General features: G+C 52.9%; 23 protein-coding genes and 2 pseudogenes. 8 read left to right on the forward strand and 17 right to left on the reverse strand.

Features of this window, described 5'->3' with window-relative positions:
- Positions 1 to 35 precede the first annotated feature (35 nt).
- Positions 36 to 992, reverse strand: coding sequence for a tRNA dihydrouridine synthase DusB (gene dusB / locus JCM12308_RS22810; RefSeq protein ID WP_128647462.1), 957 nt, complete (start codon positions 990 to 992; stop codon positions 36 to 38).
- A 230-nt stretch (positions 993 to 1222) separates the two neighbouring features.
- Between dusB and JCM12308_RS22815 the strand changes: the two genes are divergently transcribed.
- The 4 genes from JCM12308_RS22815 to JCM12308_RS22830 all read left to right on the forward strand — a co-directional run bounded on the left by JCM12308_RS22815 (position 1223) and on the right by JCM12308_RS22830 (position 4194).
- Entirely contained in the window at positions 1223 to 2437 is a 1215-nt protein-coding gene (locus tag JCM12308_RS22815) for a bifunctional 2-C-methyl-D-erythritol 4-phosphate cytidylyltransferase/2-C-methyl-D-erythritol 2,4-cyclodiphosphate synthase (protein ID WP_174519214.1), read from the forward strand.
- A gap of 32 nt (positions 2438 to 2469) precedes the next feature.
- Positions 2470 to 2970 carry a CinA family protein gene (locus JCM12308_RS22820; protein ID WP_054785182.1) on the forward strand — a complete coding sequence of 167 codons (501 nt, stop codon included), beginning with the start codon at positions 2470 to 2472 and terminating at the stop codon, positions 2968 to 2970.
- Between the two features lie 381 nt (positions 2971 to 3351).
- The gene (locus JCM12308_RS30860; protein ID WP_208978874.1) at positions 3352 to 3597 is read left to right on the forward strand and encodes a hypothetical protein; all 246 of its coding nucleotides are present in this window, start codon (positions 3352 to 3354) and stop codon (positions 3595 to 3597) included.
- Positions 3598 to 3726: 129 nt separating this feature from the next.
- Entirely contained in the window at positions 3727 to 4194 is a 468-nt protein-coding gene (locus JCM12308_RS22830; RefSeq protein WP_054785183.1) for an NUDIX hydrolase, read from the forward strand.
- Between the two features lie 79 nt (positions 4195 to 4273).
- On the opposite strand, the gene JCM12308_RS22835 is transcribed toward JCM12308_RS22830, so the two are convergent.
- A complete protein-coding gene (locus JCM12308_RS22835) occupies positions 4274 to 4726 on the reverse strand; it encodes a type II toxin-antitoxin system RatA family toxin (RefSeq protein ID WP_075698601.1) in 453 nt (150 codons plus the stop codon).
- Positions 4727 to 4984: 258 nt separating this feature from the next.
- On the opposite strand from JCM12308_RS22835, the gene JCM12308_RS22840 reads away from it, so the two are divergent.
- Positions 4985 to 5938 carry an alpha/beta hydrolase gene (locus tag JCM12308_RS22840; protein WP_054785184.1) on the forward strand — a complete coding sequence of 318 codons (954 nt, stop codon included), beginning with the start codon at positions 4985 to 4987 and terminating at the stop codon, positions 5936 to 5938.
- Between the two features lie 68 nt (positions 5939 to 6006).
- Here the strand turns inward: JCM12308_RS22840 and JCM12308_RS22845 are convergent, their stop codons facing one another.
- The gene (locus JCM12308_RS22845; protein WP_054785185.1) at positions 6007 to 6582 is read right to left on the reverse strand and encodes a TetR/AcrR family transcriptional regulator; all 576 of its coding nucleotides are present in this window, start codon (positions 6580 to 6582) and stop codon (positions 6007 to 6009) included.
- 79 nt (positions 6583 to 6661) lie between these two features.
- On the opposite strand from JCM12308_RS22845, the gene JCM12308_RS22850 reads away from it, so the two are divergent.
- Positions 6662 to 7453 carry a crotonase/enoyl-CoA hydratase family protein gene (locus JCM12308_RS22850; protein WP_208608663.1) on the forward strand — a complete coding sequence of 264 codons (792 nt, stop codon included), beginning with the start codon at positions 6662 to 6664 and terminating at the stop codon, positions 7451 to 7453.
- Positions 7454 to 7522: 69 nt separating this feature from the next.
- Here JCM12308_RS22850 and lipA read toward each other — a convergent pair whose 3' ends face one another.
- The 12 genes and pseudogenes from lipA to JCM12308_RS22905 form a co-directional block, all read right to left on the reverse strand.
- Positions 7523 to 8518: a lipoyl synthase gene (gene lipA, locus JCM12308_RS22855; RefSeq protein WP_008546199.1), complete on the reverse strand. Its 996-nt coding sequence runs from the start codon at positions 8516 to 8518 to the stop codon at positions 7523 to 7525.
- Positions 8519 to 8670: 152 nt separating this feature from the next.
- A complete protein-coding gene (locus JCM12308_RS22860; protein ID WP_235861670.1) occupies positions 8671 to 8940 on the reverse strand; it encodes a hypothetical protein in 270 nt (89 codons plus the stop codon).
- 94 nt (positions 8941 to 9034) lie between these two features.
- Positions 9035 to 10476 (reverse strand): annotated as a pseudogene (gene lpdA / locus JCM12308_RS22865) (dihydrolipoyl dehydrogenase).
- Between the two features lie 24 nt (positions 10477 to 10500).
- Entirely contained in the window at positions 10501 to 10665 is a 165-nt protein-coding gene (locus tag JCM12308_RS30865) for a hypothetical protein (protein ID WP_208978875.1), read from the reverse strand.
- Complete coding sequence (locus tag JCM12308_RS22870; RefSeq protein ID WP_208978876.1) at positions 10662 to 11363, reverse strand: glycosyltransferase family 17 protein; 702 nt, start codon at positions 11361 to 11363, stop codon at positions 10662 to 10664. The genes JCM12308_RS30865 and JCM12308_RS22870 overlap by 4 nt, the downstream gene beginning before the upstream one ends.
- A gap of 120 nt (positions 11364 to 11483) precedes the next feature.
- Complete coding sequence (locus JCM12308_RS22875) at positions 11484 to 12821, reverse strand: pyruvate dehydrogenase complex dihydrolipoamide acetyltransferase (RefSeq protein WP_054785187.1); 1338 nt, start codon at positions 12819 to 12821, stop codon at positions 11484 to 11486.
- Positions 12822 to 12836: 15 nt separating this feature from the next.
- Positions 12837 to 14222, reverse strand: coding sequence for a pyruvate dehydrogenase complex E1 component subunit beta (locus tag JCM12308_RS22880; protein WP_054785188.1), 1386 nt, complete (start codon positions 14220 to 14222; stop codon positions 12837 to 12839).
- Between the two features lie 17 nt (positions 14223 to 14239).
- Complete coding sequence (pdhA, locus tag JCM12308_RS22885; RefSeq protein WP_373282409.1) at positions 14240 to 15223, reverse strand: pyruvate dehydrogenase (acetyl-transferring) E1 component subunit alpha; 984 nt, start codon at positions 15221 to 15223, stop codon at positions 14240 to 14242.
- 250 nt (positions 15224 to 15473) lie between these two features.
- Positions 15474 to 15740: an FtsB family cell division protein gene (locus JCM12308_RS22890; RefSeq protein WP_008546702.1), complete on the reverse strand. Its 267-nt coding sequence runs from the start codon at positions 15738 to 15740 to the stop codon at positions 15474 to 15476.
- 289 nt (positions 15741 to 16029) lie between these two features.
- On the reverse strand, positions 16030 to 16725 hold the full coding sequence (locus JCM12308_RS22895) for a hypothetical protein (RefSeq protein ID WP_208608661.1): 696 nt from the start codon (positions 16723 to 16725) through the stop codon (positions 16030 to 16032).
- 322 nt (positions 16726 to 17047) lie between these two features.
- A pseudogene (gene mfd / locus JCM12308_RS22900) lies at positions 17048 to 20535 on the reverse strand (transcription-repair coupling factor).
- A gap of 82 nt (positions 20536 to 20617) precedes the next feature.
- Positions 20618 to 20923 carry an FAD assembly factor SdhE gene (locus tag JCM12308_RS22905; protein WP_208608660.1) on the reverse strand — a complete coding sequence of 102 codons (306 nt, stop codon included), beginning with the start codon at positions 20921 to 20923 and terminating at the stop codon, positions 20618 to 20620.
- Between the two features lie 177 nt (positions 20924 to 21100).
- Here JCM12308_RS22905 and recG point away from each other — a divergent pair, with 177 nt between their 5' ends.
- Positions 21101 to 23203 (forward strand): ATP-dependent DNA helicase RecG, encoded by a 2103-nt coding sequence (gene recG, locus JCM12308_RS22910; RefSeq protein ID WP_054785191.1) that lies wholly within the window; start codon positions 21101 to 21103, stop codon positions 23201 to 23203.
- A gap of 1 nt (position 23204) precedes the next feature.
- On the opposite strand, the gene JCM12308_RS22915 is transcribed toward recG, so the two are convergent.
- Positions 23205 to 23954, reverse strand: a complete 750-nt coding sequence (locus JCM12308_RS22915) for a DUF502 domain-containing protein (protein ID WP_014285838.1) — start codon at positions 23952 to 23954, stop codon at positions 23205 to 23207.
- Positions 23955 to 24253: 299 nt separating this feature from the next.
- Between JCM12308_RS22915 and JCM12308_RS22920 the strand changes: the two genes are divergently transcribed.
- Entirely contained in the window at positions 24254 to 24541 is a 288-nt protein-coding gene (locus JCM12308_RS22920) for a YbaN family protein (protein WP_244271999.1), read from the forward strand.
- Between the two features lie 219 nt (positions 24542 to 24760).
- On the opposite strand, the gene JCM12308_RS32560 is transcribed toward JCM12308_RS22920, so the two are convergent.
- On the reverse strand, positions 24761 to 25145 hold a 385-nt coding region (locus JCM12308_RS32560), incomplete at its 5' end, for a calcium-binding protein (protein ID WP_506344900.1).

Consider the following 25145-nt stretch of genomic DNA (forward strand, 5'->3'; position numbering starts at 1 on the left):
AGGCAGCGCTCCTCAAAGGTGTTTGAACAAACCAGTCATAAAGGGTTGCGCGCACCTGATCCGCGTCCAGACTGGTCATCAGTCCGCGCATGAACCTTGCGGCGCATCATCCACCGTCCGGCGGCCTCCAGATACCAACCCATGTGTTTACGGAAAGCCCGAACGCCAATCTCAAAGCCGTAGTGCTCCAGCATGGCGTCGTAGTGCCCCACAACAAGCGCAGCCAACTCTTCCCCATGCGGGTCAGCCAACCGTTCGCCTGTTTCCAGATAATGCGCAATGCGCCCCGGCACCCACGGGCGACCATAGGCACCACGACCCACCATCACCAGATCAGCGCCGGATTGCGCCAGCATCTCATCTGCATCATCAAAGGAGCAGCAATCCCCATTAGCAACCAGCGGCACATCAGGAATGACATCCCGCACTTGCCGGATCGCACGCCAGTCCGCTTTACCTTTGTAAAACTGAGAACGTGTACGGCCATGCACAGTGATCATCTTCACACCCGCATCAACCGCGCGTTTAGCCAGTTCAGGTGCATTGATGGAAGTCTCATCCCAGCCAAGACGCATCTTCAGCGTCACCGGAACGGACACCGCCTCAAGCGTTGCCTCAACCAGCGTCATGGCGTGATCCAAATCTTTCATGAGAGCAGAACCGGAATAGCCCGAAGTAACCTTCTTCGCCGGGCAGCCCATATTGATGTCGATAACATCTGCACCAGCTTTTTCAGCCATGCGCGCGCCCTCACCCATCCAGTGAGGATCCTTGCCCGCCAGCTGAACGATGTGAGGATCAATCCCCTCACCCTCAGCACGCATCAACGATTCTGGATGTCCGGTACACAGCGCTTCACTGGCAACCATTTCACTCACCACCAGCCCAACACCGTAGCTCAAGGCAATACGGCGGAACGGCAAATCCGATACGCCGGACATTGGCGCAAGAATAACTTTGTTTTTGAGAGGGATATTACCTATCGTCAGCATTACGCATATTTCTTGAAAGAGCCTAGTTGCACATCAAATGAGCAGCATATGAAGTTGCACATATTCTAACCAAACTAAAAATTTAGGCAAGGGAATATTAAAGAGAAGCTATTGAAGTGTTGAGCTTCGGCGCCAAATCCTCCAAAACCCTCACCAACACAGTTCCATAGAGTTGCTCTCTGCCACACAGGCCATGTGCAGCAGCTCCTACTCAATCAGGTGATCCAGTTTTGCAGTCCACTGAAAAAATTGCATGCATCATAGTTGCGGCAGGGCGCGGTTCACGCATGTCCACGCAAAATGACAGCAGTCCAAAGCAGTATCGCGACCTTGGCGGAAAGACTGTTCTGCAAAGAACACTGGAAGCAATTTTGTCCTCTCCGCAGGTCGATCTGGTCCTGCCCGTCATTCACGCAGAAGACGGTGACGCCTACCAGAATGCCGCCAGCACCATCACCGACCCACGCCTGATCGCACCAGTCACCGGTGGCGCAACCCGTCAGATCTCTGTCGCATGCGGCTTGAAAGCATTGGAAGAACAGGCACCGCGCTACGTCCTCATCCATGATGCAGCACGACCATTCATCACCCCAGCTGTGATTGAAGACGCTGTCTCAGCTCTGCAAAACGGCGCAGAAGCAGCCCTTCCTGCAGTACCCGTCGCCGACACGCTGAAACGCGCAGACGCAAACCAGCACGTTCAGGAAACCGTTGACCGCACCCACCTGTGGGCTGCACAGACTCCACAAGCCTTTCCTTACTCCCTCATCTGGGAAGCCCATCAAGAAGCCATCAGTCAGGAAATCGACAGCTTCACGGACGATACGGCCTTGATTGAATGGCAAGGCAAGTCTGTCACCATCACTGCTGGCGACCCGCAAAATATCAAGCTCACAACCCTAAAAGACATGACAAACGCACAGGAACAGATCGCCATGAAAAACCTCGCAGACCTTGGCGACATTCGCGTAGGCACCGGCTACGACGTGCACGCATTTGAAGATGGCGACGCCGTCATCCTCGGCGGCATTTCCATTCCGCATACCCAAAAGCTCAAAGGCCACTCTGATGCGGACGTAGGCCTGCACGCCTTGACCGACGCCATCTTTGGCGCGCTGGCAGATGGCGACATCGGCTCTCACTTTCCACCCTCTGACATGCAGTGGAAAGGAGCGGCATCTGACCAGTTTCTGAAATACGCAGTTGACCGGGTTCACAAGCGCGGTGGCATGATCGCACACTTGGATTTAACGCTGATCTGTGAAGCTCCGAAAATCGGCCCACATCGGGAAGAAATGCGCAAACAGATCGCGCAGATCTGCGACCTGCCCATTGGCCGTGTAGCGGTCAAAGCCACCACCTCTGAAAAGCTGGGCTTTACCGGTCGCAAAGAAGGTATTGCCGCGCAAGCCTGCGCAACCATCCGGCTTCCGTTCGAAGACTGAACATCGCCGAGACTGTAAAGGGAGACAGATCCATGACCGACATCCTGAGCCTTAAGGAAAGAGCCCGCGTTCTTGTCTCCAGGTACGCAGAAAAAGAAATCAAGATCGCCACAGCAGAAAGCTGCACCGGCGGCCTGCTCGCGGGCCTGCTGACAGAAGTACCCGGCTCCTCTGCTGTGCTCGACCGCGGCTTCGTCACCTATTCCAACGAGGCCAAGCACGAGATGATCGGCGTGCCGGTTGACTTACTCATGAGCTACGGCGCTGTCAGTAGCGAAGTGGCCAAAGCCATGGCCAGCGGCGCCCATTTCTGCTCCAACGCCAACGTCGCTGTCTCCATCACCGGCATCGCAGGACCTGATGGTGGAACCAAAGACAAACCCGTCGGATTGGTCCATTTTGGCCTTGCAGCTGACGAAGAGGAAACCCAGCACGTACAGTGCCTCTTCGAGAACACAGGGCGCGACGGAATACGCTTTCAGGCACTTGAACAAGCATTAAAACTTTTAGAAAATTTTATTGAAAGTAATTAATCGAAATTTACCTTCTCGCTAAAAGGGTGCCGACTAAGGAATACACCTTAAGACATTCTAAGAAAACTTAGATAAAATCTGTTTTAAATTTAGAACGGAATGTCACGGAATACCCATGAGATATATAGCTAGTTTGTTTTTGGGTCTAAGCTTGAGCACTTCTGCGTTCGCAGCTTCAGATGTATTCCTTATTTCAAGAGGCCTTGATGACGAGTTCATCGGGTCTCATGAAGTCCAGAAGATGCCGCGCGCCGGCTATAAAGAACTGCGCCTGTGTGGCCAGTCCTACTGGGTGCGCCCTTATTCCGTCGCCTGGACCAAATGGGAAGAGCAACTCGGCCATAAGATCCGTCTTGAGGTCAATCAGGCTACGGCTGGGTGGTGCTGTGCACCAAACCAACCAACGCACTCAACCTCAAAGACGTTGGCATTTACGCTTCTCTTGAAAAGACCATGGAGCTGGGAGATCCAGATAAGGAGCTCACCAATCGCTTCCAGGCCATCCGCCGCACCTTCGTCATGCGCAACGGCCTAACAGCAGAACAGGCAGAAGCCGAAATCACCAGCAACTATGAGCCTAAAGGCTCCCGTTTGAGCCAGTTCTTGAACAATCGCGACAAGAATTAAGCGGTATTTCAGGGAAATTTCGCTGTCCCAAGACGTCGAGTGGGCTTAAATCATCGCCAAAAGCCCGCTCCGGAGACCTTCAGAGCCCGCTTTTCATACATGAAAGTTTTGCATCAGGGGCGAGCTCAAATGCACACATGGCGACCTGCACAGACCATCAAAGTGAAGTCCCTCGGGCTCCACTGGCGCGGCAACAGCCTTCTGGCCGCAGAAGTTTATGATGACGCAGGCACCCTCAAAGGCGTTCGCCCGCTTGGAGGTACCCTCGAGTTCGGCGAAGACTGGCAATCAGCTCTGATCCGCGAGTTTAAGGAAGAGCTGGACATAGACGTCACCATAACAGGCGCCCCTCTGGTCATGGAAAACATCTATGAGCACGAAGGGCAAACCGGCCATGAAGTCCTCTTCATCGCCACCGTGACCTTCCCTAAGGATGCTTTTGCATCTGAAGAGAAGATCATCTTTCAGGAAGACAATGGCGCGGAAATCACCGCCCGCTGGTTCGATATCGATGCACTAAATGAGCGCGGCATCGATCTGTTCCCTACCGGATTAAAGGAGCAACTAAAGTCCCGACCCATGCCTGAGATCAGCTGAACAGGCAGCTCTTTAGATTATGGAATATTATAAAATTATCTCTATAATCACAGACCGATGAGCATCAAGCCTAGCTTACTCAGGTGCCGTAGATCTTATCCGCACGGTCTTCAAAGGCCGCGGAGAATTTTCGGAAGGCACGGTCAAACATGGCGCCCATCATGGAGCCCAGTGTCCGGCTTTTGAATTCGTAATTGATATAGAAGCTCACATCACATTCCTTTTCGGAAACCTGATCGAAGCTCCAGACGTTTTCCAGATGGCGAAACGGGCCATCAAGATACTCAACCGTAATTTTGCTCGCCTCGCGATCAAGCGTCACGCGGCTGGCAAATGTTTCTTTGAAGACTTTGTAGGCCACGGTCATATCCGCCACCATCATTTCACGGTGGTCATCAATCTTCCGGCGGCCACGCACACGCAAGCCCTGACACAGCGGCACAAACTGGGGGTACTGTTCCACATCTGCAACCAGGTCAAACATATCATCAGCACTGTGCTGAACTCGATGTGTGCTTTCGAAAGAAGGCATATGCTCGCGTTCTTTTTCTTCTAGTTTTTCAAAAATTCTTCAGGATGCTCTAAGCGACCTTTTTCGATTTGCCAAGAAAAATCTTAGTGTTCTCATTCTTCAGCGGGCAACAGTGAGCCAAAAGCATCAGAAATTTTCACCTCGCAAATATACCGCGACGATCTAACGCAACCGTTTCAATCTCAAAACTCTGGTCAGTACTCAAAACTCAATTCTACACTATGCGCTAATACTTAGCTCTTTTTGAAAGCAAACCCAATGCTTAGTCCTTTTAAAATATCCCGCCTCGCCAAAGAAGGCGGAGAACAAGATTACTTAAGAACCACCAATGCGCTCGCTGATACCCCTGTACAAGTTATCAGCCGTGAAGAAACCGCCAAGTTCCAGCAGCTCACTGTCGTCGAAGATGGCATCGAGCGCATCAGATACATTCCCCACCAACCCAAACATAAAACCCCGCTCATTTTCATTCACGGCATGTGGCACGGCGCCTGGTGCTGGAAGAACTATCAGGAAAAACTCGCCGAAACCGGTTGGGAAAGCGTCGCCATCAGCCTGCCCGGCCATGGCCACTCACCAGAGCAGCGCCCCATCGCCGAAGCCACACTAGGCTATTACCTGCGCTTCATCGCCGATGAGGTTCAGCGCCACGAACGACCACCCGTCCTGATCGGTCACAGCATGGGCGGCGCGTTGGTACAATGGTATCTGAAATACGTGGGCGGGCTGAAAGCCGCCGTCTTTGTCGCCTCATGGACCGCAATCGATGTGCTGCAGGATTGCCTGAAAAACGCAATGACAATCGACTTGCTTGGAACAGCCTTGTCGCCCTTCCTCGGCTACAAGTTCCAGTTTCGCTCACCCAAGGTAGCCGCCAAATGGTTTCTGGCAGAACAAACCAATCCGGTCGCGCAATACATTCAAAGCCAGCTTGGGCCGGAATCTGAAGTGGTACTCATGCAGCACCGCCCGCCTCAATGGTTCCCGCCTCTGGATGATGAAACACCAAAACTATGGCTGACCGCCAGCGAGGACGCCATCGTCCCCTTCAACCGCTCTCTGCACTCCGCAGCCCTCTACGAGGCCACCCACAAGATCGTGCCACATGCCGGTCACGACCTCATGCTGGAAGACAACTGGGAGGAAAGCCTCTCCTACATCACCACCTGGCTACAAAACATGAGCACCACCAAAGCACTGGCAACAGGTTGATCAGAGGCCTAAAAGTTGATCAGAGGCCTAAAACAAGGAGCGCCCTATCAAGCAAAGCGGCGTTAAGTTCACATCTGCAGCCGCACAACGCATCGGGCAGCCTCTGCGGCGTCTTCAGCATAGCTGGGGTCCCGATGGATCAGCATGGTTGAGAAGGCGCCTTCCATCAGCAAAACCACACGGCGCGCCAACATCTCTGGCTCCATCAAACCGGCCTGCTGATAGCAATCTCCCAACCACGCCTCAAACTTCTTCTTATGCTTTGCTCCCACCACCACAGCCGGATGTCCCGGCATATTGGCAAGCTCAGCAGCGGTGCGGATGAACCCGCAGCCTTTCCATTTGGGATGGCGCGCATTCTCTGAGAGCCTCAAGAAGATCGCAGCGGTCTTATCCGCCACATCACCCTCAGCTTCCTCAAACCACGTGGCAAAAGCTGTCAGGTTCGGCTGATCTCGCGAAACGAGATACTCAGCCACCAGATCATCCTTACTCTTGAAATGGTAGTAGAGGGTTTTCTTCGTGATGCCGGCTTTCTCAGCGATCGCATCCACGCTGACAGCGCGAATACCCTCGCCGTAAAACAGCCTGTTGGCAGCATCCAATATGCGATCTCGGGTCGAACTAGGAGGTGTCTGAGCCATATATACTAACCAGTGAGTTTACTGAAGCATGCGCTGTTCCTACCCTTGTGTCAATCCAGATCACCATGAGGAACACACCATGAAAAAGCTCGTTCTGTTTGAAGTCAGAGACCGGATCGCCCTACTCACCCTGAACCGCCCGCACAAGCTCAATGCCCTGAACTACCAGACCAACGACCGCCTACTGGCACTGCTGGACCGCATCGAGGATGACACTGCCATCCACGCAGTGATCATTACGGGTGCAGGAGATCGCGCCTTTTCCGCAGGTGGGGACATTCACGAGTTCTCGCAGAGCATAGAAGCAGGAACCGACATTGCATTGAAAGAGTTCGTAAGGCGCGGTCAGACCATGACCAGCCGCATTGAAAACTTCACCAAACCAATCATCATCGCCGTCAACGGCATCGCCTTTGGCGGCGGCTGCGAAATCACTGAAGCCGCTCATCTGGCCATCGCCTCTGATCGTGCCGTCTTTGCAAAGCCAGAAATAAACATCGGCATCCCGCCCACCTTCGGCGGCACCCAGCGCCTACCTCGCCTCGCTGGCCGTAAACGCGCACTGGAACTGCTGTTAACCGGAGATCCTTTCGGCCCTGACCGTGCCTATGAGCTCGGTCTCATCAACAAAGTCGTCCCGCATGACGACCTGCTCCCCGAAGCCTTCGCCCTTGCCGAACGCATCCTGCGCCACTCCCCGCTTGCCGCCGCCCGTATCCTCACCGCCGTCACCCGCGGCCTCAACACCACCATCTCAGAGGGCCTCCAGATAGAAGCCAGCCAATTCGCCCGCATGGCCCCCACCAACGACACCAAAGAAGCCCTCTCCGCCTGGATCACCCGCCGAACCCCGATCTACGAAGGCACATAAACACAACAAAAAAGAGCGCCCCACCTTCCAGCGGGACGCTCTTTCAAATCTCACAGTATCAAACCAGACTTAGTTGCCCTGCTTTGCCTTACGGGCGGCCTTCAGCTCGGCGAAGTCTTCGCCGGCGTGGTGGGAAGAGCGGGTCAGAGGGTTTGCGGAAACCTTCAGGAAGCCTTTCGCGTACGCGATCTTTTCGTAGGCCTTGAAGTCTTCCGGTGTTGGGAAGTTCATCACTGGATGGTGCTTCTTGGTTGGCTGCAGGTACTGACCAACGGTCAGGAAGTCCACATCAGCAACACGCAGGTCATCCATCAGCTGGAGCACTTCGTTGCGCTCCTCACCCAGACCAACCATGATGCCGGACTTGGTGAACATCTCAGGATCAATCTCCTTCACGCGCTGCAGCAGGCGGATGGAGTGGAAGTAACGGGCACCCGGACGAACCTTCAGGTAGTTGGAAGGCACAGTTTCAAGGTTGTGGTTGAACACGTCAGGCTTGGCTGCAACAACAATCTCAAGCGCACCATCCTTACGCAGGAAGTCAGGTGTCAGCACTTCAATGGTTGTTTTCGGGGAAGCCTTGCGGATCGCCGCAATCACGTTGGCAAAGTGGGTTGCACCACCATCATCCAGATCATCACGGTCCACAGAGGTGATCACCACGTGCTCAAGGCCCATGGAGGACACAGCCTTACCGATGCTTTCCGGCTCGCTCTGGTCAACAGCGCCTGGCATACCGGTCCGCACGTTACAGAACGCACAGGCACGGGTACAGGTGTCGCCCAGGATCATGAAGCTTGCATGCTTCTTAGACCAGCACTCACCGATGTTCGGGCAGCCAGCTTCCTCACAAACCGTCACAAGGTTGTTCTTGCGAACCAGTTCGTGGGTTTCTTTGTAGACAGGAGAAGTCGGAGCCTTAACACGGATCCATTTTGGCTTGCGCTGTACAGGATTGTCCGGGCGATGCGCTTTTTCCGGATGGCGCGGACGCTCTTTTTCCTGCACTGCAGACGCCGTTTGGCTTTTATGATTAGGATCGAGTGTATTTACCAGTGTAACCATATCAGTTCCGTCAGGTCCGAGACTTTGCTGCACACTTGCCTTAAGGGTCAGTGTCCCTGTCTCTTATAAATTTAGTGGTCCATAACAGGAAATGAAGCATCTCTCAATGCTACACACTGGTATTCAGTCAGTTCTGCGCCTCAGGACCACGCCTATTCAAAGCCAATAGCATCCCCGCCAATCAGTGCTGCAATGAAGGCAAACGCGATTGCGCCAACCAGTGCAACAACGGCTTGATCGAGATACTCATTCCCCAGGGAAACTTCCACGTCCGCAAACTCGAACAGGTAAACCCCTGAAATACCACCGAGAAATCCGGCAATAATGATAATGGCGAATTCACCGCCAACAGTGAACATCACCAGCAAGGTCGCAATCACGGCACAAACTGCTGACGTTACCAGCCAGATGATAGAGTTCATAAAGTCCACGGGTCTTCTCCTTTTTTAAAAAGAAGAGTACCCGCGAAAAATTAAGTCCCTCTCACTGGTAAAATTCCAGTGAGAGGGATTTGATTTACATATTCAGAGCGCGGCCGTAGGCGTCCAGAACACTTTCCTTCATCATTTCGGAAAGGGTTGGATGCGGGAAGCAGGTGTGCATCAGCTCTTCTTCGGTGGTCTCAAGACCCATCGCAACAACGAAGCCCTGAATGAGCTCGGTCACTTCAGCGCCAACCATGTGCGCACCCAGCAGCTGACCAGTCTTGTTGTCGAACACAGTCTTCACAAGACCTTCCGGCTCACCAAGAGCAATCGCCTTACCGTTGCCCATGAATGGGAAGCGGCCAACGCGAACCTCGTAACCAGCATCCTTGGCTTTCTGCTCGGTCAGACCAACTGAAGCAACCTGCGGGTTACAGTAGGTACAACCCGGGATCTGGTCACGCTTCATTGGGTGAGCGTCAAGGCCGGAGATCTTCTCGATGCAGATCACACCTTCATGCTCAGCCTTGTGCGCCAGCATTGGGGGACCAGCAACGTCACCGATAGCATAGATGCCAGGAACATTGGTGCGGCTGAACTCGTCAGTCACGATGCAACCACGGTCAGTCTTGATGCCAAGAGCTTCAAGGCCGAGGTTCTCAATGTTACCAACAACACCAACAGCAGAAATCAGCTTCTCAGCGGTGATTTCCTGTGCCTTGCCGTCTTTGGTCTCAATGGTAGCAGTCACCTGCCCCTTGCCTTTGACAACCTTGGAAACCTTCGCTTCCATGACGAACTTGATGCCCTGCTTCTCCATCTGCTTTTTCGCAATCGCAGAGATTTCAGGATCTTCAACTGGCATGATGGTTGGCATCATCTCAACAACGGTCACATCAGCGCCCATTGTTTTGTAGAAGGATGCAAACTCGATACCGATCGCGCCGGAACCCATAACGATGAGGACTTCGGCATCTTTTCAGGAACCATCGCCTCAAAGTAGGTCCAGATGTTTTCCTTGTCAGGCTCAAGACCTGGGATCACACGTGGCTTCGCACCAGTTGCAACAATGATGTGCTTGGCGGAGTAAGAACCGTGACCTTTCACACCCTTTGGAGTTGGGTGCTGAGGCTGCATAGCGTCTTTGGAAGAAGGACCAACAGCGATCTCACCCGGCTTGGTGAGTTTCGCTTCACCCCAGATGATGTCCACTTTGTTCTTCTTCATCAGGAAGCCGATACCGCCATTGAGCTGACCGGAAACACCACGGGAGCGCTTCACAACAGCAGCAGCATCAAAGCTCACGCCTTCAGCGGAAAGACCGTAGTCTTTGCCGTGCTGCATGTAGTGGTAGATCTCAGCAGAACGCAGCAGCGCTTTGGTTGGGATACAGCCCCAGTTCAGGCAGATACCGCCCATATGTTCACGCTCAACAATCGCAGTCTTGAAACCAAGCTGCGCGGAGCGGATTGCGGTTACATAGCCACCAGGACCAGAACCAATGATAATCACGTCGTAGGCGTTGCCACTCATCTATTTAACCTCGCCAAATCGGCCTCAAGGAGCTTGAGGCTCCACATAAAGGTGGGAGAACTTCGCAAAATTCTCCAAAACGTAGTCGGGCAGTTCTCCGCTGTCCTTGGTGACCAGCTTTCCTCTGCCATCGCCCGCATCCAGACGGTCCAGCGTTCGTTGCGCACGGCCCAGATAGGCATCATTCATGTGTTCGGTGTGCGAGTAAGCCTCGAGTTTTGTAACCACCTTCTCCATGTCCCCCAGAAAGCTGAAGTGCCAGCTGGAAGAACGAAGCAGTTGACGTCGCATAAGTCGCTGTGCCGTGTGAGAGCTTTCCAGTGCCACAAAGCAGTCTCGAGAACAGGATGGAGACTTTTGCTTTGATAAGCCCGCTCACGCCGCAAAGCCTGAGCTCCCTTGAAAAACATCGCACCGATCATTCTTGGGCAGGAGGTAAAATCCGAGACATGATCTTTAAAGTTCAGTCTGTAGCGGAAAATATCAGCGCCAAAGAATGTCAGGCTCTTCGAACTCTTGGGGTCATTTTTAACTCTGAGCAAAACATCCGGCTTTGGAATTTCATCCACGTCGGACACAAGGATCAGATCATTGACCGCAAGGTCTTTAAGGCCGCGCTCTATGCCGTCGCGTTGGTGGTACTCCCTCGACCAGGCGCTCTGCGGGTTCTGCGGCATATCCTCCACAATCACGTGTCGGATCTTGCTTAAGAACGGTGCAAACCGCGACTTGTTATCAGCAAAGTAGAGAGGTTTTTCGGCTCCCGTAAAGGTCTTGGTTGCCTCTACAAGAATGAACTCATCCACCACATCAAACAGTTCGCCAAGGCGAATTTCAAGGGTATCGAGTTCGTTGAAAAACGTGAAGCCATCGACAACTTTGACCATTGATCAGGTCTCCTTGCTCAAACAGTCTTCAGCTTACTCCACTCTATTTGCTCACACCTACCACTTGGATTTACCGGCGAAAAAAGCAGGGGTTTCCTGCTTTCCGCCGGTACATCCTGATTAAACCAGCATGGACATCGGGTTTTCGATGTAGCCTTTGAAGGCCTGCAGAAGTTCTGCACCCAGCGCACCGTCCACCGCGCGGTGGTCAGTGGAAAGGGTCACAGACATCACAGTTGCAGGAACGATTTCATCGCCCTTCACAACCGGACGCTTCTGACCAGCGCCAACAGCAAGGATGGTTGCGTGTGGTGGGTTGATCACCGCCGCAAATTCCTTCACGCCGAACATGCCAAGGTTGGAAACGGAAGTCGTACCGCCCTGGAATTCGGTTGGAGCCAGCTTGCGCTCACGAGCACGCTTCGCCAGATCTTTCATCTCGATGGAGATGGTGGAGAGCGTTTTCTCTTCAGCGCGGCGGATGATCGGAGTGATCAGACCACCATCGATGGAAACAGCAACACCAACGTCAGCATGCTTATGCATAACCATGCCGCTCTCAAGGTAAGATGCGTTTGCAGCTGGAATTGCTTTCAGTGCCAGCGCATGCGCCTTGATGATCATGTCGTTGACGGAAAGCTTGTAAGCAGGCTTGCCATCAGCGTCAGTTGGAGCGGAAGAGTTCAGCTGAGCACGCAGAGCCAGCAGAGCATCCAGCTCACACTCTACAGTCAGGTAGAAGTGTGGAACGGTCTGCTTGGATTCTGTCAGACGCTTCGCAATAACCTTGCGCATGCCATCGTGAGGAACCAGATCGTAAGAGCCTTCCTCAAACAGCTTGAGGGTCTGCTCATCAGATGCACCAGCAGGTGCAGCCTTTGGAGCCTCAGCCGCTTTTGGAGCTTCAGCAGCCTTAGGAGCAGCATCCGCTTTACCGGTGCCAGCAGCAATCGCAGCTTCAACGTCACGCTTCACAACGCGCCCCTTAGGGCCACTGCCAGCGATCAGAGCGATGTCCAGACCATTCTGTTTCGCCAGACGGCGCGCCAGAGGAGAAGAGAACACACGCTCACCAGAAGCAGCAACCGGAGCCGCTGGAGCTGGTGCAGGAGCCGCCGCAGCCGCAGGCGCAGCTGGCGCTGCAGGAGCCTGAGGTGCAGCCGCCGCAGGCGCAGGAGCCGCAGCTGGTGCTGCATCCATTGCAGAAGCGTCTTCGCCCTCTTCCAGAAGGATCGCGATCGGCGCATTCACCTTCACGCCTTCGGTTCCTTCAGCAACCATGATCTTACCGATGGTGCCTTCATCGACAGCTTCCACTTCCATGGTCGCTTTGTCGGTTTCAATTTCTGCAATCACGTCGCCTGCAGAAATCGCGTCACCTTCTTTAACCAGCCACTTGGCCAGATTGCCTTCTTCCATGGTTGGAGAAAGCGCAGGCATCAAAATGTTGATTGGCATACCACTTGTCTCCAATTAAGCGGTGTAGGTCACAGCCTTAACAGCGTCGATAACTTCCTTGGCGTTTGGCAGAGCCAGCTTCTCAAGGTTTGCTGCGTAAGGCATTGGAACGTCTTTACCGGTTACGCGCAGAACTGGCGCATCCAGCCAATCGAAGGCTTCGCTCTGAACCTGATAAGCAATTTCAGAGGAAACGGAACAGATTGGGAAGGCTTCTTCCACGGTCACCAGACGGCCAGTCTTACGAACAGAAGCCAGAACAGTGTCCATATCCAGCGGACGAATGGTGCGCAGGTCGATCAGCTCAACGGAAACGCCCTGTTTCGCCAGCTCATCAACAGCCTGCAGTGCGTAGGTCATGCCAATGCCCCAGGAAACCATGGTCGCATCAGTACCTTCGCGAACAATCTTCGCTTTACCGATTGGCAGAACCAGATCTTCAACATCCGGCACATCAAAGTGCTGACCGTAAAGGATTTCGTTTTCAAGGAACACAACCGGGTTAGGATCGCGGATAGCAGCTTTCAGAAGGCCCTTCGCATCAGCTGCGGAGTAAGGCTGAACAACCTTGAGGCCCGGAATGGAAGCGTACCATGCTGCGTAATCCTGAGAGTGCTGAGCTGCAACGCGCGCTGCTGCGCCGTTTGCACCACGGAACACCATAGGAGCACCCATCTGACCACCAGACATGTAAAGCGTCTTGGCAGCAGAGTTGATGATGTGGTCAATCGCCTGCATTGCGAAGTTGAAGGTCATGAACTCAACGATTGGGTTCAGGCCAGCCATCGCAGCACCAACAGCAAGACCGGTAAAGCCATGCTCGGTGATTGGAGTGTCGATCACGCGCTTTTCGCCGAACTCATCAAGGAGACCCTGAGAGATCTTGTAGGCGCCCTGATACTGAGCAACTTCTTCGCCCATCAGGAACACGTTCTCGTTGCGGCGCATTTCTTCCGCCATCGCGTCGCGCAGAGCTTCACGAACGGTCATGCTCACCATTTTGGTGCCCGCAGGAATTTCTGGGTCAGCAGGTGCAACGCTGGCAACTGGAGCTGCAGGAGCCGCTGGCGCAGCCGGAGCTTCAGGAGTTGCCGGTGCAGCTGGCGCTTCAGCAGCAGCTGGTGCAGAACCAACCTTGTCAGCAGCAGAAGCGTCTTCGCCTTCTTCCAGCAGAACTGCGATAGGAGCGTTGACCTTAACTTCTTCAGTGCCTTCAGCAACGAGGATCTTGCCGATCACGCCCTCGTCCACGGCTTCCACTTCCATGGTTGCTTTATCGGTTTCGATTTCAGCAATCACGTCACCAGCAGAAACGGTGTCGCCTTCTTTTTTAAGCCACTTGGCCAGCTTGCCTTCTTCCATGGTCGGAGAAAGCGCAGGCATCAAAATTTCAATAGCCATAATTAATTATCCCGACCTTAGAGAACGATGTCCGTGTACAGCTCAGATGGATCCGGCTCAGGATCGTTCTGTGCAAACTCAGCAGAAGCAGCAACAACGCCGCGCACTTCTTTATCGATCGCTTTCAGTTCGTCTTCGGTAGCCCATTCTTTTTCAAGAAGGCGAGCGCGAACCTGTTCAATCGGGTCATGCTCAGAGCGCATCTTCTGGACTTCGTCTTTACTGCGGTATTTTGCAGGGTCAGACATGGAGTGACCGCGGTAACGGTAGGTGATCATCTCAAGGATGTAAGGACCGTTGCCTTCACGGCACCATTCCATCGCATAGTCGGTCGCAGCTTTCACCGCGCGCACGTCCATGCCGTCAACCTGAACACCCGGAATGCCGAAGGAAGCACCGCGCTGAGACAGGTCTGTTGTGGAAGATGCACGTTCAATGGAGGTACCCATGCCGTACTTGTTGTTTTCGATCACGTAGATCACAGGCAGGTTCCACAGCTTCGCCATGTTGAAGCTCTCATAAACCTGACCCTGGTTGGCAGCACCATCGCCGAAGAACGCCATGGAAACTTTGCCGTTCTCTTTATAGCGGTTAGCAAACGCCAGACCGGTACCAAGAGCAACCTGCGCACCAACGATGCCGTGTCCGCCATAGAACTCCTGTTCTTTGGAGAACATGTGCATGGAACCGCCCTTACCTTTAGACAGACCACCGCGGCGACCAGTCAGTTCGGCCATCACGCCGTTCGGGTCCATGCCACAAGCGAGCATGTGAGCGTGGTCACGGTAAGAAGTGATCATCTGATCACCTTTTTCCTTGGCCATCTCCATTCCAACAACAACAGCTTCCTGGCCGATGTAAAGGTGACAGAAGCCACCGATCAGACCCATACCGTAAAGCTGACCCGCCTTTTCTTCAAAGCGACGGATAAAAAGCATTTCGCGGTAAGCGTTTAGCTCTTCTTCTTTGGAAAATTCTACAAGGGCGGGCACGTTTTTCATCGCACCGCGGGCTTTGGTAGCGCCTTTAGCGCGACCGCCTGAAGACTTGGATTGAGTTCCAGCCATGAGCCTCGTCTCTTTTGACGTGAATTGGTGAAAGCACACTAGCCCCCGCAGCGCTGAATGCCAATATGAGCAAAAACACTTGGGGATTTATGTAAGGCGTTGATTTTATTGAAATATTCAAGTTAACTCAAATTAGGTTAATTCATGCAAATCAACCTAATTTGAGTTAATGCACGCTGATGTTTCAGTTACGCATGATCGCAACTTCATTCACGTGCGCCAGATTCAGGGAAGCACGAGCCCGCTCATCCACCATATCTGGATCAAGGCTCTCCGGGTCAAGCAGCATGACACGGCGTTGTAATTGCAGGCGTTCTGCCCGCAATTCTTCAAGCTCAACTTCCAGAGCAAGGATCTCATGCTCGATCTGTGGTCGGCCCACAAGACCCAGCTTACCGTTGAGCGCATGAAATGCAAAGTAGCAAAGCGCACCAATGGCAATTCCCGGCACCAGGAGATTCTTTAGATAGGAGTGTTTTCGCTGACGTGTGGTAGCTAGCACTGATTGACCTACTCATTACAAAAATGGTCACATGCCCGCACTATTTCACAACGCCCTTAACCAAGAGTTTCCGATAAAACTGAAAGTTGGCCATATCTGTTATTTTTTGGAAATTTAATCAATCGCGCCCTGCAAGGACGTTACGATAATGAGTAGTCCGAATGGCACGCTATTGAAGCTCTATTCCTTGAGAACCTGTGCATGCCTCCTAAACAATCTCTTTAATCGTTTGCAACTCCTATTGAGCACATCTCTTTTTGAGCACGAATATATCCTCAAACAACTCCCGAGAAACCGTCAAAGGAAAGAGGACAGCATATGTTGTGTCAAACAGTGGAGCACTGTATGTCGTGCGACCAGAGCAGCTGGATGTCAAAGACCTCGTTGACAGCTTTTTCTTATCAATAAACTCCACTGCGACTAGGCTTATTTCATCAATCGTTTGCTCATACACAATCTCAGTCGGACCAACGTCCACTTTTCCCTCGCGAACTCGCTTTTCCTGCTTTTCTTTATATAGCCTACTCAGCTTTTGTCCCGCCTCCTTCGCGATCTTTGCTGAACTGGGATTTAGCCGGAATGATGCAAGCACTTTGTCTCTAACCTGACTAGCTTTGATAGACTCAATCTCTGCTAAGTTGATGACATAGTTCGTACCCAAGTTCTGTGCAGGGAGCTCACATAGACTACGATACTCATTATAAATTTTAAGAATGCATTGATCAGCTTCTAGAGAGAAGAATCTGTCCGATTTTGAGAAGTCGTCTTTGGCCTTTGCGTTAATTTTCTGAGTAAGCTTATCCTCACCTACCAAGCTGTCCTCGGCATACGCCTGCCCCGATGAGATCAGCAGGCCCATAAGCAAGAAGCTAGCAATTGACAGCCAAGACAATTCGATCGACTTCAGAGACAGAAAACTTGGCTTAACCGGCATACTAAATCCTTCTTACGCATTTGCCGCCAAAGCCATCAGCAATGAACACGACAACATACTTTTGATATGCTGCGCACATACAATGAAAGTGTTCCGAATGCTATTCAGAGCAACGCAACAACACAAATAATTGCCCCAAATCTGCAGCGCGTTCACTTTTCGTTCTCAAATATGTTCGATTTGCTGGAAACAGATAACAACTCCAGCTTCCCTAAACTAAAAAACGCAGAAATAACACAATCAACGCAAACGAACGCACATAGCAACGCAAAACTGGGATTTCACCGAAACCCCAGTCCATTTAAGCGCTCAAGACAGTGTTTTAGGCGTTTTCAGCAAGGCGGGAGAGTTTGATCAACACAGCAGCGGTGCCCTTCAACCGATCATCCGCAGACGGCCAGTCGCGGGTCAGCACCACCTTCTGGTCCGGACGGATCTTGGCGAGGATACCTTGTTCCGCGATGTAGGATACCAGCCCAGCCGGATTGTTGAACTCGCCATTGCGGAAGGCAATCACGATGCCCTTCGGCCCAGCGTCAATCTTTTCAACATTCGCCTTGCGGCACAGCCCCTTGATGTAGACGATCTTCAGAAGGTGTTGAACTTCCTCAGGAAGTGGCCCGAACCGGTCAATCATCTCCGCGCCAAACCCATCAATGTCCGCAAGCTCTACAAGGTCTGCCAGACGACGATAAAGCTCAAGGCGCAGCTGAAGGTCCGGCACATAGGTATCAGGGATAAGAACCGGCGTACCGATAGCAATCTGCGGTGACCACTGCTCTTCCTGGAAGTCCTCTCCGCCCGATTTCAGCTGAGCAACCGCCTCCTCCAGCATCTGCTGGTAAAGCTCAAACCCAACCTCTTTAATATGTCCGGACTGTTCTTCCCCCAGCAAGTTACCCGCGCCGCGAATATCCAGATCATGCGATGCAAGTTGGAAGCCTGCACCCAAATTCTCAAGACTTTGCAATACTTTAAGACGCCGCTCTGCCGTAGCAGTCAGCGTCTTGTTGGCAGGAACTGTAAACAAAGCATAGGCTCTTGTCTTGGAACGCCCGACACGCCCACGGATCTGATAGAGCTGCGCCAGACCAAACATGTCTGAGCGGTGCACAATCAAAGTGTTGGCGTTTGGTATGTCCAGACCGGATTCTACAATAGTCGTCGCCAGAAGCACATCGAACTTGCCCTCATAAAAGGCATTCATGATGTCATCCAGTTCCCCCGGAGGCATCTGGCCGTGGGCAGAAACCACTTTAACTTCAGGCACATTCTCTTCCAGGAACGCCCTCACCTCCGCCAGATCAGACACGCGCGGACACACATAGAAGCTCTGCCCCCCACGATAATGCTCACGCAGCAAGCTCTCGCGGATAACCATCGGGTCGAACGGGGATATAAACGAGCGTACAGCCAGACGATCCACCGGCGGCGTCGCAATAAGGGAAAGCTCACGGACACCCGTCAGTGCCAATTGTAGGGTACGAGGAATCGGGGTCGCAGAAAGGGTCAGAACGTGAACATCACTTTTCAGCTCTTTCAACCGTTCTTTATGCTTCACCCCAAAGTGCTGCTCCTCATCGATAATCAGAAGCCCCAAATCCCTGAAACCAATAGCCTTCCCGAGGAGCGCATGCGTACCGACCACGACATCGACAGAGCCATCCTTCAGGCCCTTCTTGGTCTCAGACAGCTCCTTACCGGTGACAAGTCGTGAAGCCTGGCGCACAACAATAGGCAGCCCGTTAAAGCGATCCGCAAACGTACGGTAATGCTGGCGCGCCAAAAGCGTCGTCGGCACAACAACCGCCACCTGCCTTCCCGACATCGCCGCCAAAAATGCAGCTCTCAGAGCAACTTCCGTCTTACCAAAGCCCACATCACCACAAACCAACCGGTCCATAGGGCGCCCAGACGCCATATCATCAAAGACAGATTCAATCGCCGTCAGCTGATCATCGGTCTCATCATAAACAAACCGCGCTGCAAACTCGTCATACGCCCCTTCAGGTGCTGTAATCGCCGGAGCTGTCCGCAATGCACGTTCCGCCGCAATCTTGATCAGGCCATCGGCAATCTCAAGAATGCGCTTTTTCATCTTGGCTTTACGGGCCTGCCATGCCCCGCCACCAAGCTTATCTAACTGAACTTCCTGATCTTCTGAACCGTAACGCGTCAGCAGCTCAATGTTCTCGACTGGAAGGTAAAGCTTGTCCGACCCCGCATATTGCAGCTCCAGACAGTCATGGGGTGCCCCAACAGCTTCAATGGTCTTCAGCCCAATAAAGCGGCCAATACCGTGCTCCACATGCACAACCAGATCACCCGGCGAAAGCGCAGAAGCCTCAGTTAAAACATTGGCCCCTTTGGATTTTCTCCGCCGCTGACGAACAAGACGATCACCAAGAATATCTTGCTCCCCGATGAAGGCCAGATCATCAATCTCAAAGCCGTGCTCAAGTCCAAGGATGATGAGTGCTGTCAGCCCAGCGGGAACCTTGCCAAGCTCTCCAGAGTTCCCCGCATACCCAGTGCGGTCCAATCCATGATCGCTCAGAACCTGCGTCAGACGTTCTCTAGAGCCTTCACTCCAACAGGAAAGAACAGCCCTCTTCCCATCCTTGGCAAGCGCAGACACATGCGTGGAAAGCGCGTCAAAGATATTCACGTCACCAGCAGCACGTTCCGCTGCAAAGTTGCGTCCCTGACGACCACCCATATCAATGGCGGTCTTCCCAGTTCCCGGAGGCATAGCAAACGGGGACAACTGCGCAGAGGCTCTGTCCGCCACACATGTATTGAACTCAGTTTCCTGAAGATAGATCGCTACCGGTGGAATAGGCTTATACGGTACACCTGAAGAAAGCGCTTTGTTGTTTAGGCCATCCTGACGCGCGCCAAAGTGCTCTTCTATCTGTTCCAGCCGCTCTTTGATCATATCCTCGGCATTGGCATCCAGAACAACTGGGGTTTCGCGATATAATCAAACAGGGTCGCAAGGTTTTCATGGAACAGCGGTAGCCAGTGTTCCATCCCCGCATAGCGACGCCCTTCACTGATGGACTGGTAGAGAACATCATCCGGCCCAGAGGCCCCGAATGCAGTCACATAGTTTCGGCGGAAGCGTGAGATTGTCTCCGGTTCAAGGATGATCTCGCTCATAGGAACGAGAGTAAGTCCTTTCTTCTGCGCAAGCGTCCGCTGACTATCCGTATCAAAAGACCGGATGGATTCCAGCGTATCGCCAAAGAAGTCCAGACGAACCGGCTCTTTGGTGGCAGGCGAGAACAGATCAATAATCCCCCCGCGCACGGCATATTCACCGGTCTCCCGAACAGTAGGCGTACGGGCGAAGCCATTGACTTCCAACCACTTGATAATCTTGTCCGGATTGATGCGATTGCCCGGTGTGAAAGACAGAATGTGATTGGAGGTCCAGTCTCGCACCGGCATCCGCTGCAAAGCCGCATTGACCGTTGTGATCAGCACAAACTTCTTTTTCTTCGGCAGCCCCTTCGCCAGCCGAAGCAGTGTCAGCAGTCTGCGAGCAACAATCGCGCCATGCGGGGATACACGGTCATACGGCAAGCAATCCCACGCTGGCAGCTGCAGCACTTCCACATTCGGCGCAAAGAAGCCAAGAGCCTCCGTCAGCGCCGCCATCCGCGTTGCATCCCGCGCCACATAGGTCAGCGCAAGGCCGCCCTCCTCAATCTCAGAGAGGATCTTTGAAAGCACATAGGCTTCAGCTCCATCCGGGACAGAAGCGAGCGTTATGTTTTCACTTTTCTTGAGTAAACTTTCAAACACGGGCGGGGCAACCTTATTATTTCAAATCTTTCTCGGACCAATATAGGACCTGAACAACGCGTATTCAGATGCCAAAGAGCACTTAGCTTTCGCTCTTATCCTTGTAGTAATCCAGGATTTTGCGGAACAGTTCAGTATTGGCCTCATCCGGCACAGGTTTAGTGCCAATGAACCAGGAGAACAGATCCTGATCATGATGCTGCAGGAACACTTCCAGCTCATCCAGCTCTTCATCACTCATCTGCGCAATATGCTTCTCAACATAGCCACCAAGCATGATATCCATTTCCTTCATGCCACGATGATGACAACGGAAAACGATACGCTTTCTCCGGTTATCCAGCTCAATGTTCTCGTTTTGATCTTCGCTCTGCGCACTATGATCCATCGTCATTCCCCTAGAAGGTCTCTGATCCCTGTCACTATCTGCAAATAGATAGGGCCAAATCGTTTCGCCTGTATACAACCCTTATTTTCATCTGTCAGTGTTTTCTTAAGGGCGTTGCACAAATCACGGGAACATGGCACAGATCAGGCTAGCTGTTCACGTTATGGTCTATATGGTATGCGCCCTACTCGCCTTGATCCTCTTTTCGCTTCTGTCACCAAGCTCCCGGGCATTGGCCCCAAGATCGCGAAGACCATAACCAACCTGCTTGTCGGCAGCCCGGATCGCGAAGCCCGCATTTCAGACCTTCTCTTCCACGTACCGGTCAACGTTATCGACCGACGCTTGCGTCCAGGTGTCGCCGCTTCTCCGGAAGGCGAAATCGTAACGCTGGTCCTTCAGATAGATCAGCACCGCGCACCGCCACGCAGCAGCCGTGCTCCCTACAAGGTTCTGGCGCACGATGAGACCGGAGCAATTGAGCTGGTCTTCTTCCACGCACGCGGAGATTATCTACAACGCGTTCTGCCGGTTGGCGAAAAGCGTATCATCTCCGGCAAAGTTGAGTGGTTCAACGAACGCGCTCAGATGGTGCACCCGGACCATATGGTCTCTGAGGAAGAAGCCGAGAATCTGCCGCTTGTTGAGCCGGTTTACCCAATGACAGCCGGTCTTGCCTCCAAAACGCTCCAACGCGCCATGGGCACCGCGCTGCAGTTCCTGCCTCAAATGCCAGAGTGGCAGAACAAAGAGTTTGTAGAGCAGCGCAACTTCCCGCCATTTGACGTCGCCCTACGCTCCATTCATAAGCCGGAAGACGCAAGAGATCTAGCGCCAGAAGGATTGGCTCGCTCCCGTCTGGCTTATGATGAGTTCCTCGCCAACCAGCTTGCCCTTGCACTGGTTCGCAACTCTTTGCGCCATATGGGCGGCAAAGCCCGCAAAGGCGATGGCTCCCTGCGCCGGAAAATCCTTGCTGCGCTACCGTTTGAGCTGACTGGCGGTCAGGAAGACGCGCTGAAAGAGATCTTCGCTGATCTGGAAGAGCCAACCCGCATGCTGCGCCTCCTACAAGGCGATGTGGGCTCCGGTAAAACCGTCGTCGGCCTCATGGCGATGGCAGCCGTCATCGAAACCGGCGGACAAGCCGCCATGATGGCACCAACCGATATCCTCGCCCGTCAGCACTTTGCCTCCATGAAACCGCTCTGCGATGCCGCTGGCATCCGGGCAGCTGTCCTCTCTGGCAAAGACACGGCCAAAACCAAGCGGGAGATCGGGGAAGCATTGGAAGCGGGCGAAATCGATCTGATTGTCGGCACCCACGCCCTATTCCAGTCCACCGTCAACTTCAAAGACCTCGGCATCACCATCGTCGATGAACAACACCGCTTCGGCGTTCACCAGCGTCTGGCACTCTCCTCTAAGGGCGCTCATGTGGATGTGCTTGTCATGACAGCAACCCCAATCCCGCGCACGCTCGTCCTCTCTTACTTCGGTGACATGGACGTCTCCCGCCTGACCGACAAACCCAAAGGCCGCCAGGAGATCAAAACAGTCTCCATTTCACTGGATCGCATTGGCGAAGTGGTAGAACGCCTGCGCGCTATGATCGCTCAAGGCCAGAAGATCTACTGGGTCTGCCCGCTGGTGGAGGAATCTGAAAAGATTGACCTTGCAGCCGCTGAAGAACGCTTCAACGACCTGCAAAACGCACTAGGCCCAGTGGTTGCTCTCGTTCATGGCCGACAGAAAGCCGATGAGAAGCAAGCGGCCATGGAAGCCTTTAAGAACGGCGACGCCCGCGTGCTTGTCGCCACCACAGTGATCGAGGTTGGCGTTGATGTTCCTGACGCAACCATCATCGTCATTGAACACGCAGAGCGCTTTGGCCTTGCCCAGCTTCACCAGCTCCGTGGCCGCGTAGGCCGTGGCAGCCTTGCATCGTCCTGCTTACTGCTCTTCAAAGCTCCACTGAATGAGACAGCAGCTTCCCGCCTCAACATCCTACGCCAAACCAACGACGGCTTCCTGATTGCGGAAGAAGACCTGCGTCTGCGCGGTGAAGGTGAACTTCTCGGCACCCGTCAGTCCGGTTCTCCGGGCTTCAGACTGGCTTCCATTGAAGATCACGCCGACCTGATGGAAATCGCAAGAGATGATGCCAAGCTCATTATGGCTACAGACCCGGAGCTGGAAACAGAAAGAGGCGACGCCTTGCGCCACCTCCTGTATCTCTTCGCCAGAGACGAAGCTATCAAACTGCTCAGAGCGGGCTGAGTTATTCAGCAGCGACGGTCTCAGAACCGTCGCCGTCTTTCTTCGCCTTCTTACGCTGATGCGCTTCAACAGCCTTCTTGTCTTCACCTTCCAGAAGCTTCGGATACTCCGGACTGACTAGACCAGCAGAAATCACAAGCTTTGCAGCATCTTCAACGCTCATAGAAAGCTCGATGATGTCATCACGCGGCACAAACAGCAAAAAGCCTGAGGTTGGGTTGGGCGTTGTTGGCAAGAAGACTGAGACGGTATCAGCCTCATCTTTCAGACGAGCAGCCACTTCACCTTTGGTATCGGTGGCAAGAAACACAATCGCCCACAAACCTTTGCGCGGATATTCAACCAGACCGGCTTTGGTGAAGTTACGCCCGCTATCATTCAAAACAGTCTCAAAGATCTGCTTGAGCGCGGAATAAAGGTTACGCACCAGCGGCATGCGGCCCAAAATGGACTCGCCAAAACTGATGAGCGACCGGCCGGCAATGTTAGCTGTCAGAAAACCGATGACGGTAATCGCAAGCAGTGCTGCAAACAGCCCAAAGCCAGGCACTTCAACCGGCAGATAATTATCTGGATTGTAAATAGATGGCAGAAACGGCTTAACCCAGCCATCAATCAACTGGATAAGCGACCAACTCAGGTACAAGGTGATACCCACCGGCCCCGTAATAACAAGGCCAGTAAAGAAGTAGTTCCTGAGCCGCGTCATGAAACCAACGCGCTTCGGCTTTTTATCCCCGTCAGATCCCATCGGCCATACTTTCTTATTTCGGGAACCATCCGCATTATGTCTGCGGCAAGCTGCAGATATATCCGTGCTTCTTTACGAACTAGTGTATTTTGTAGGTTTTGCAAGTTCCCCTTGAAAAAGAATTCACGCTTCTCATGTAATGGGGTGGATATGTTAGCCACGGTCGCCTTTTGTCGCGGCAATAGCCAGATTCCAACTATTGTCAGCACTCGCAAACAAGGCGTATAAGGCAGAAACTGCTTGCCAGAAGTGGAGCACCCTGTGAAAAAGCTATTCTACATGACGCTTGGATTAGCCTTGTGGCCACAGGGATCATTGGCATCTTCCTGCCACTGCTGCCAACAACGATTTTCTTCATCCTCGCAGCAGGTTGCTTTGCAAAATCAAACCCGCGTTTAGAAAACTGGATCCTGACACACCCGAAGATCGGCCCAAGCGTCATCCAGTGGCAGGAACATAAGGTCATCCCGAAAAAAGCAAAGATCTTCGCCTTCACCGGCCTGACCTTCGGCTACCTGATGTTCCTGAAGATGTCCCACCCAACAATCCTGCTGGCCGTCACCGTCGCCTCATCATGTGCGCCATAGCCGCCTACATCGCCAGCCGCCCCTCAAAGCCAATGCCGACCTGAAAGTCAGCTGGCAAGCCCGACAACTCAACACCCACATCTCCAAAACAAAAAAACGCGGAGCAATAAGCCCCGCGCTGTTCTCGATCAAAGAAAAATGGCAGTCAGGTTAAACTCTGACCGCCACCTATATGATCAACCTCTGAGCACATAAAGTGTCATAATTACTGCATTAAGTTCAAATCAAGAACTCGAAGTTATCAGCCTGAAGATTTTCGATTTGAACACCAGTTATTGTTACCGTGTTTTCTTCATCTAACTGTATTACAACCGCATTTCCAACGTTGCTTGCGGCATCAAGAACCGCATCGAAGTTAGCAAACACTTCAGTATCAAATTGAATAGTTTCAGCACCGATATTGAAGTCAGTAATGGTATCCTTTCCGAATTCACTTCCTTCAAACTTAAAGGTGTCATCACCACCTTCACCTCGAAGATAGTCATCTCCCTGACCACCATTCAGTACATCATTGCCGTAACCACCATAAAGATAATCATCACCCTCTCCACCTGTCAGTGTATCATCACCATACTCACCGTAGAGACGGTCATTCCCGATACCG

This window comes from Pseudovibrio denitrificans JCM 12308, assembly GCF_001310815.1.
GTDB lineage: Bacteria > Pseudomonadota > Alphaproteobacteria > Rhizobiales > Stappiaceae > Pseudovibrio > Pseudovibrio denitrificans.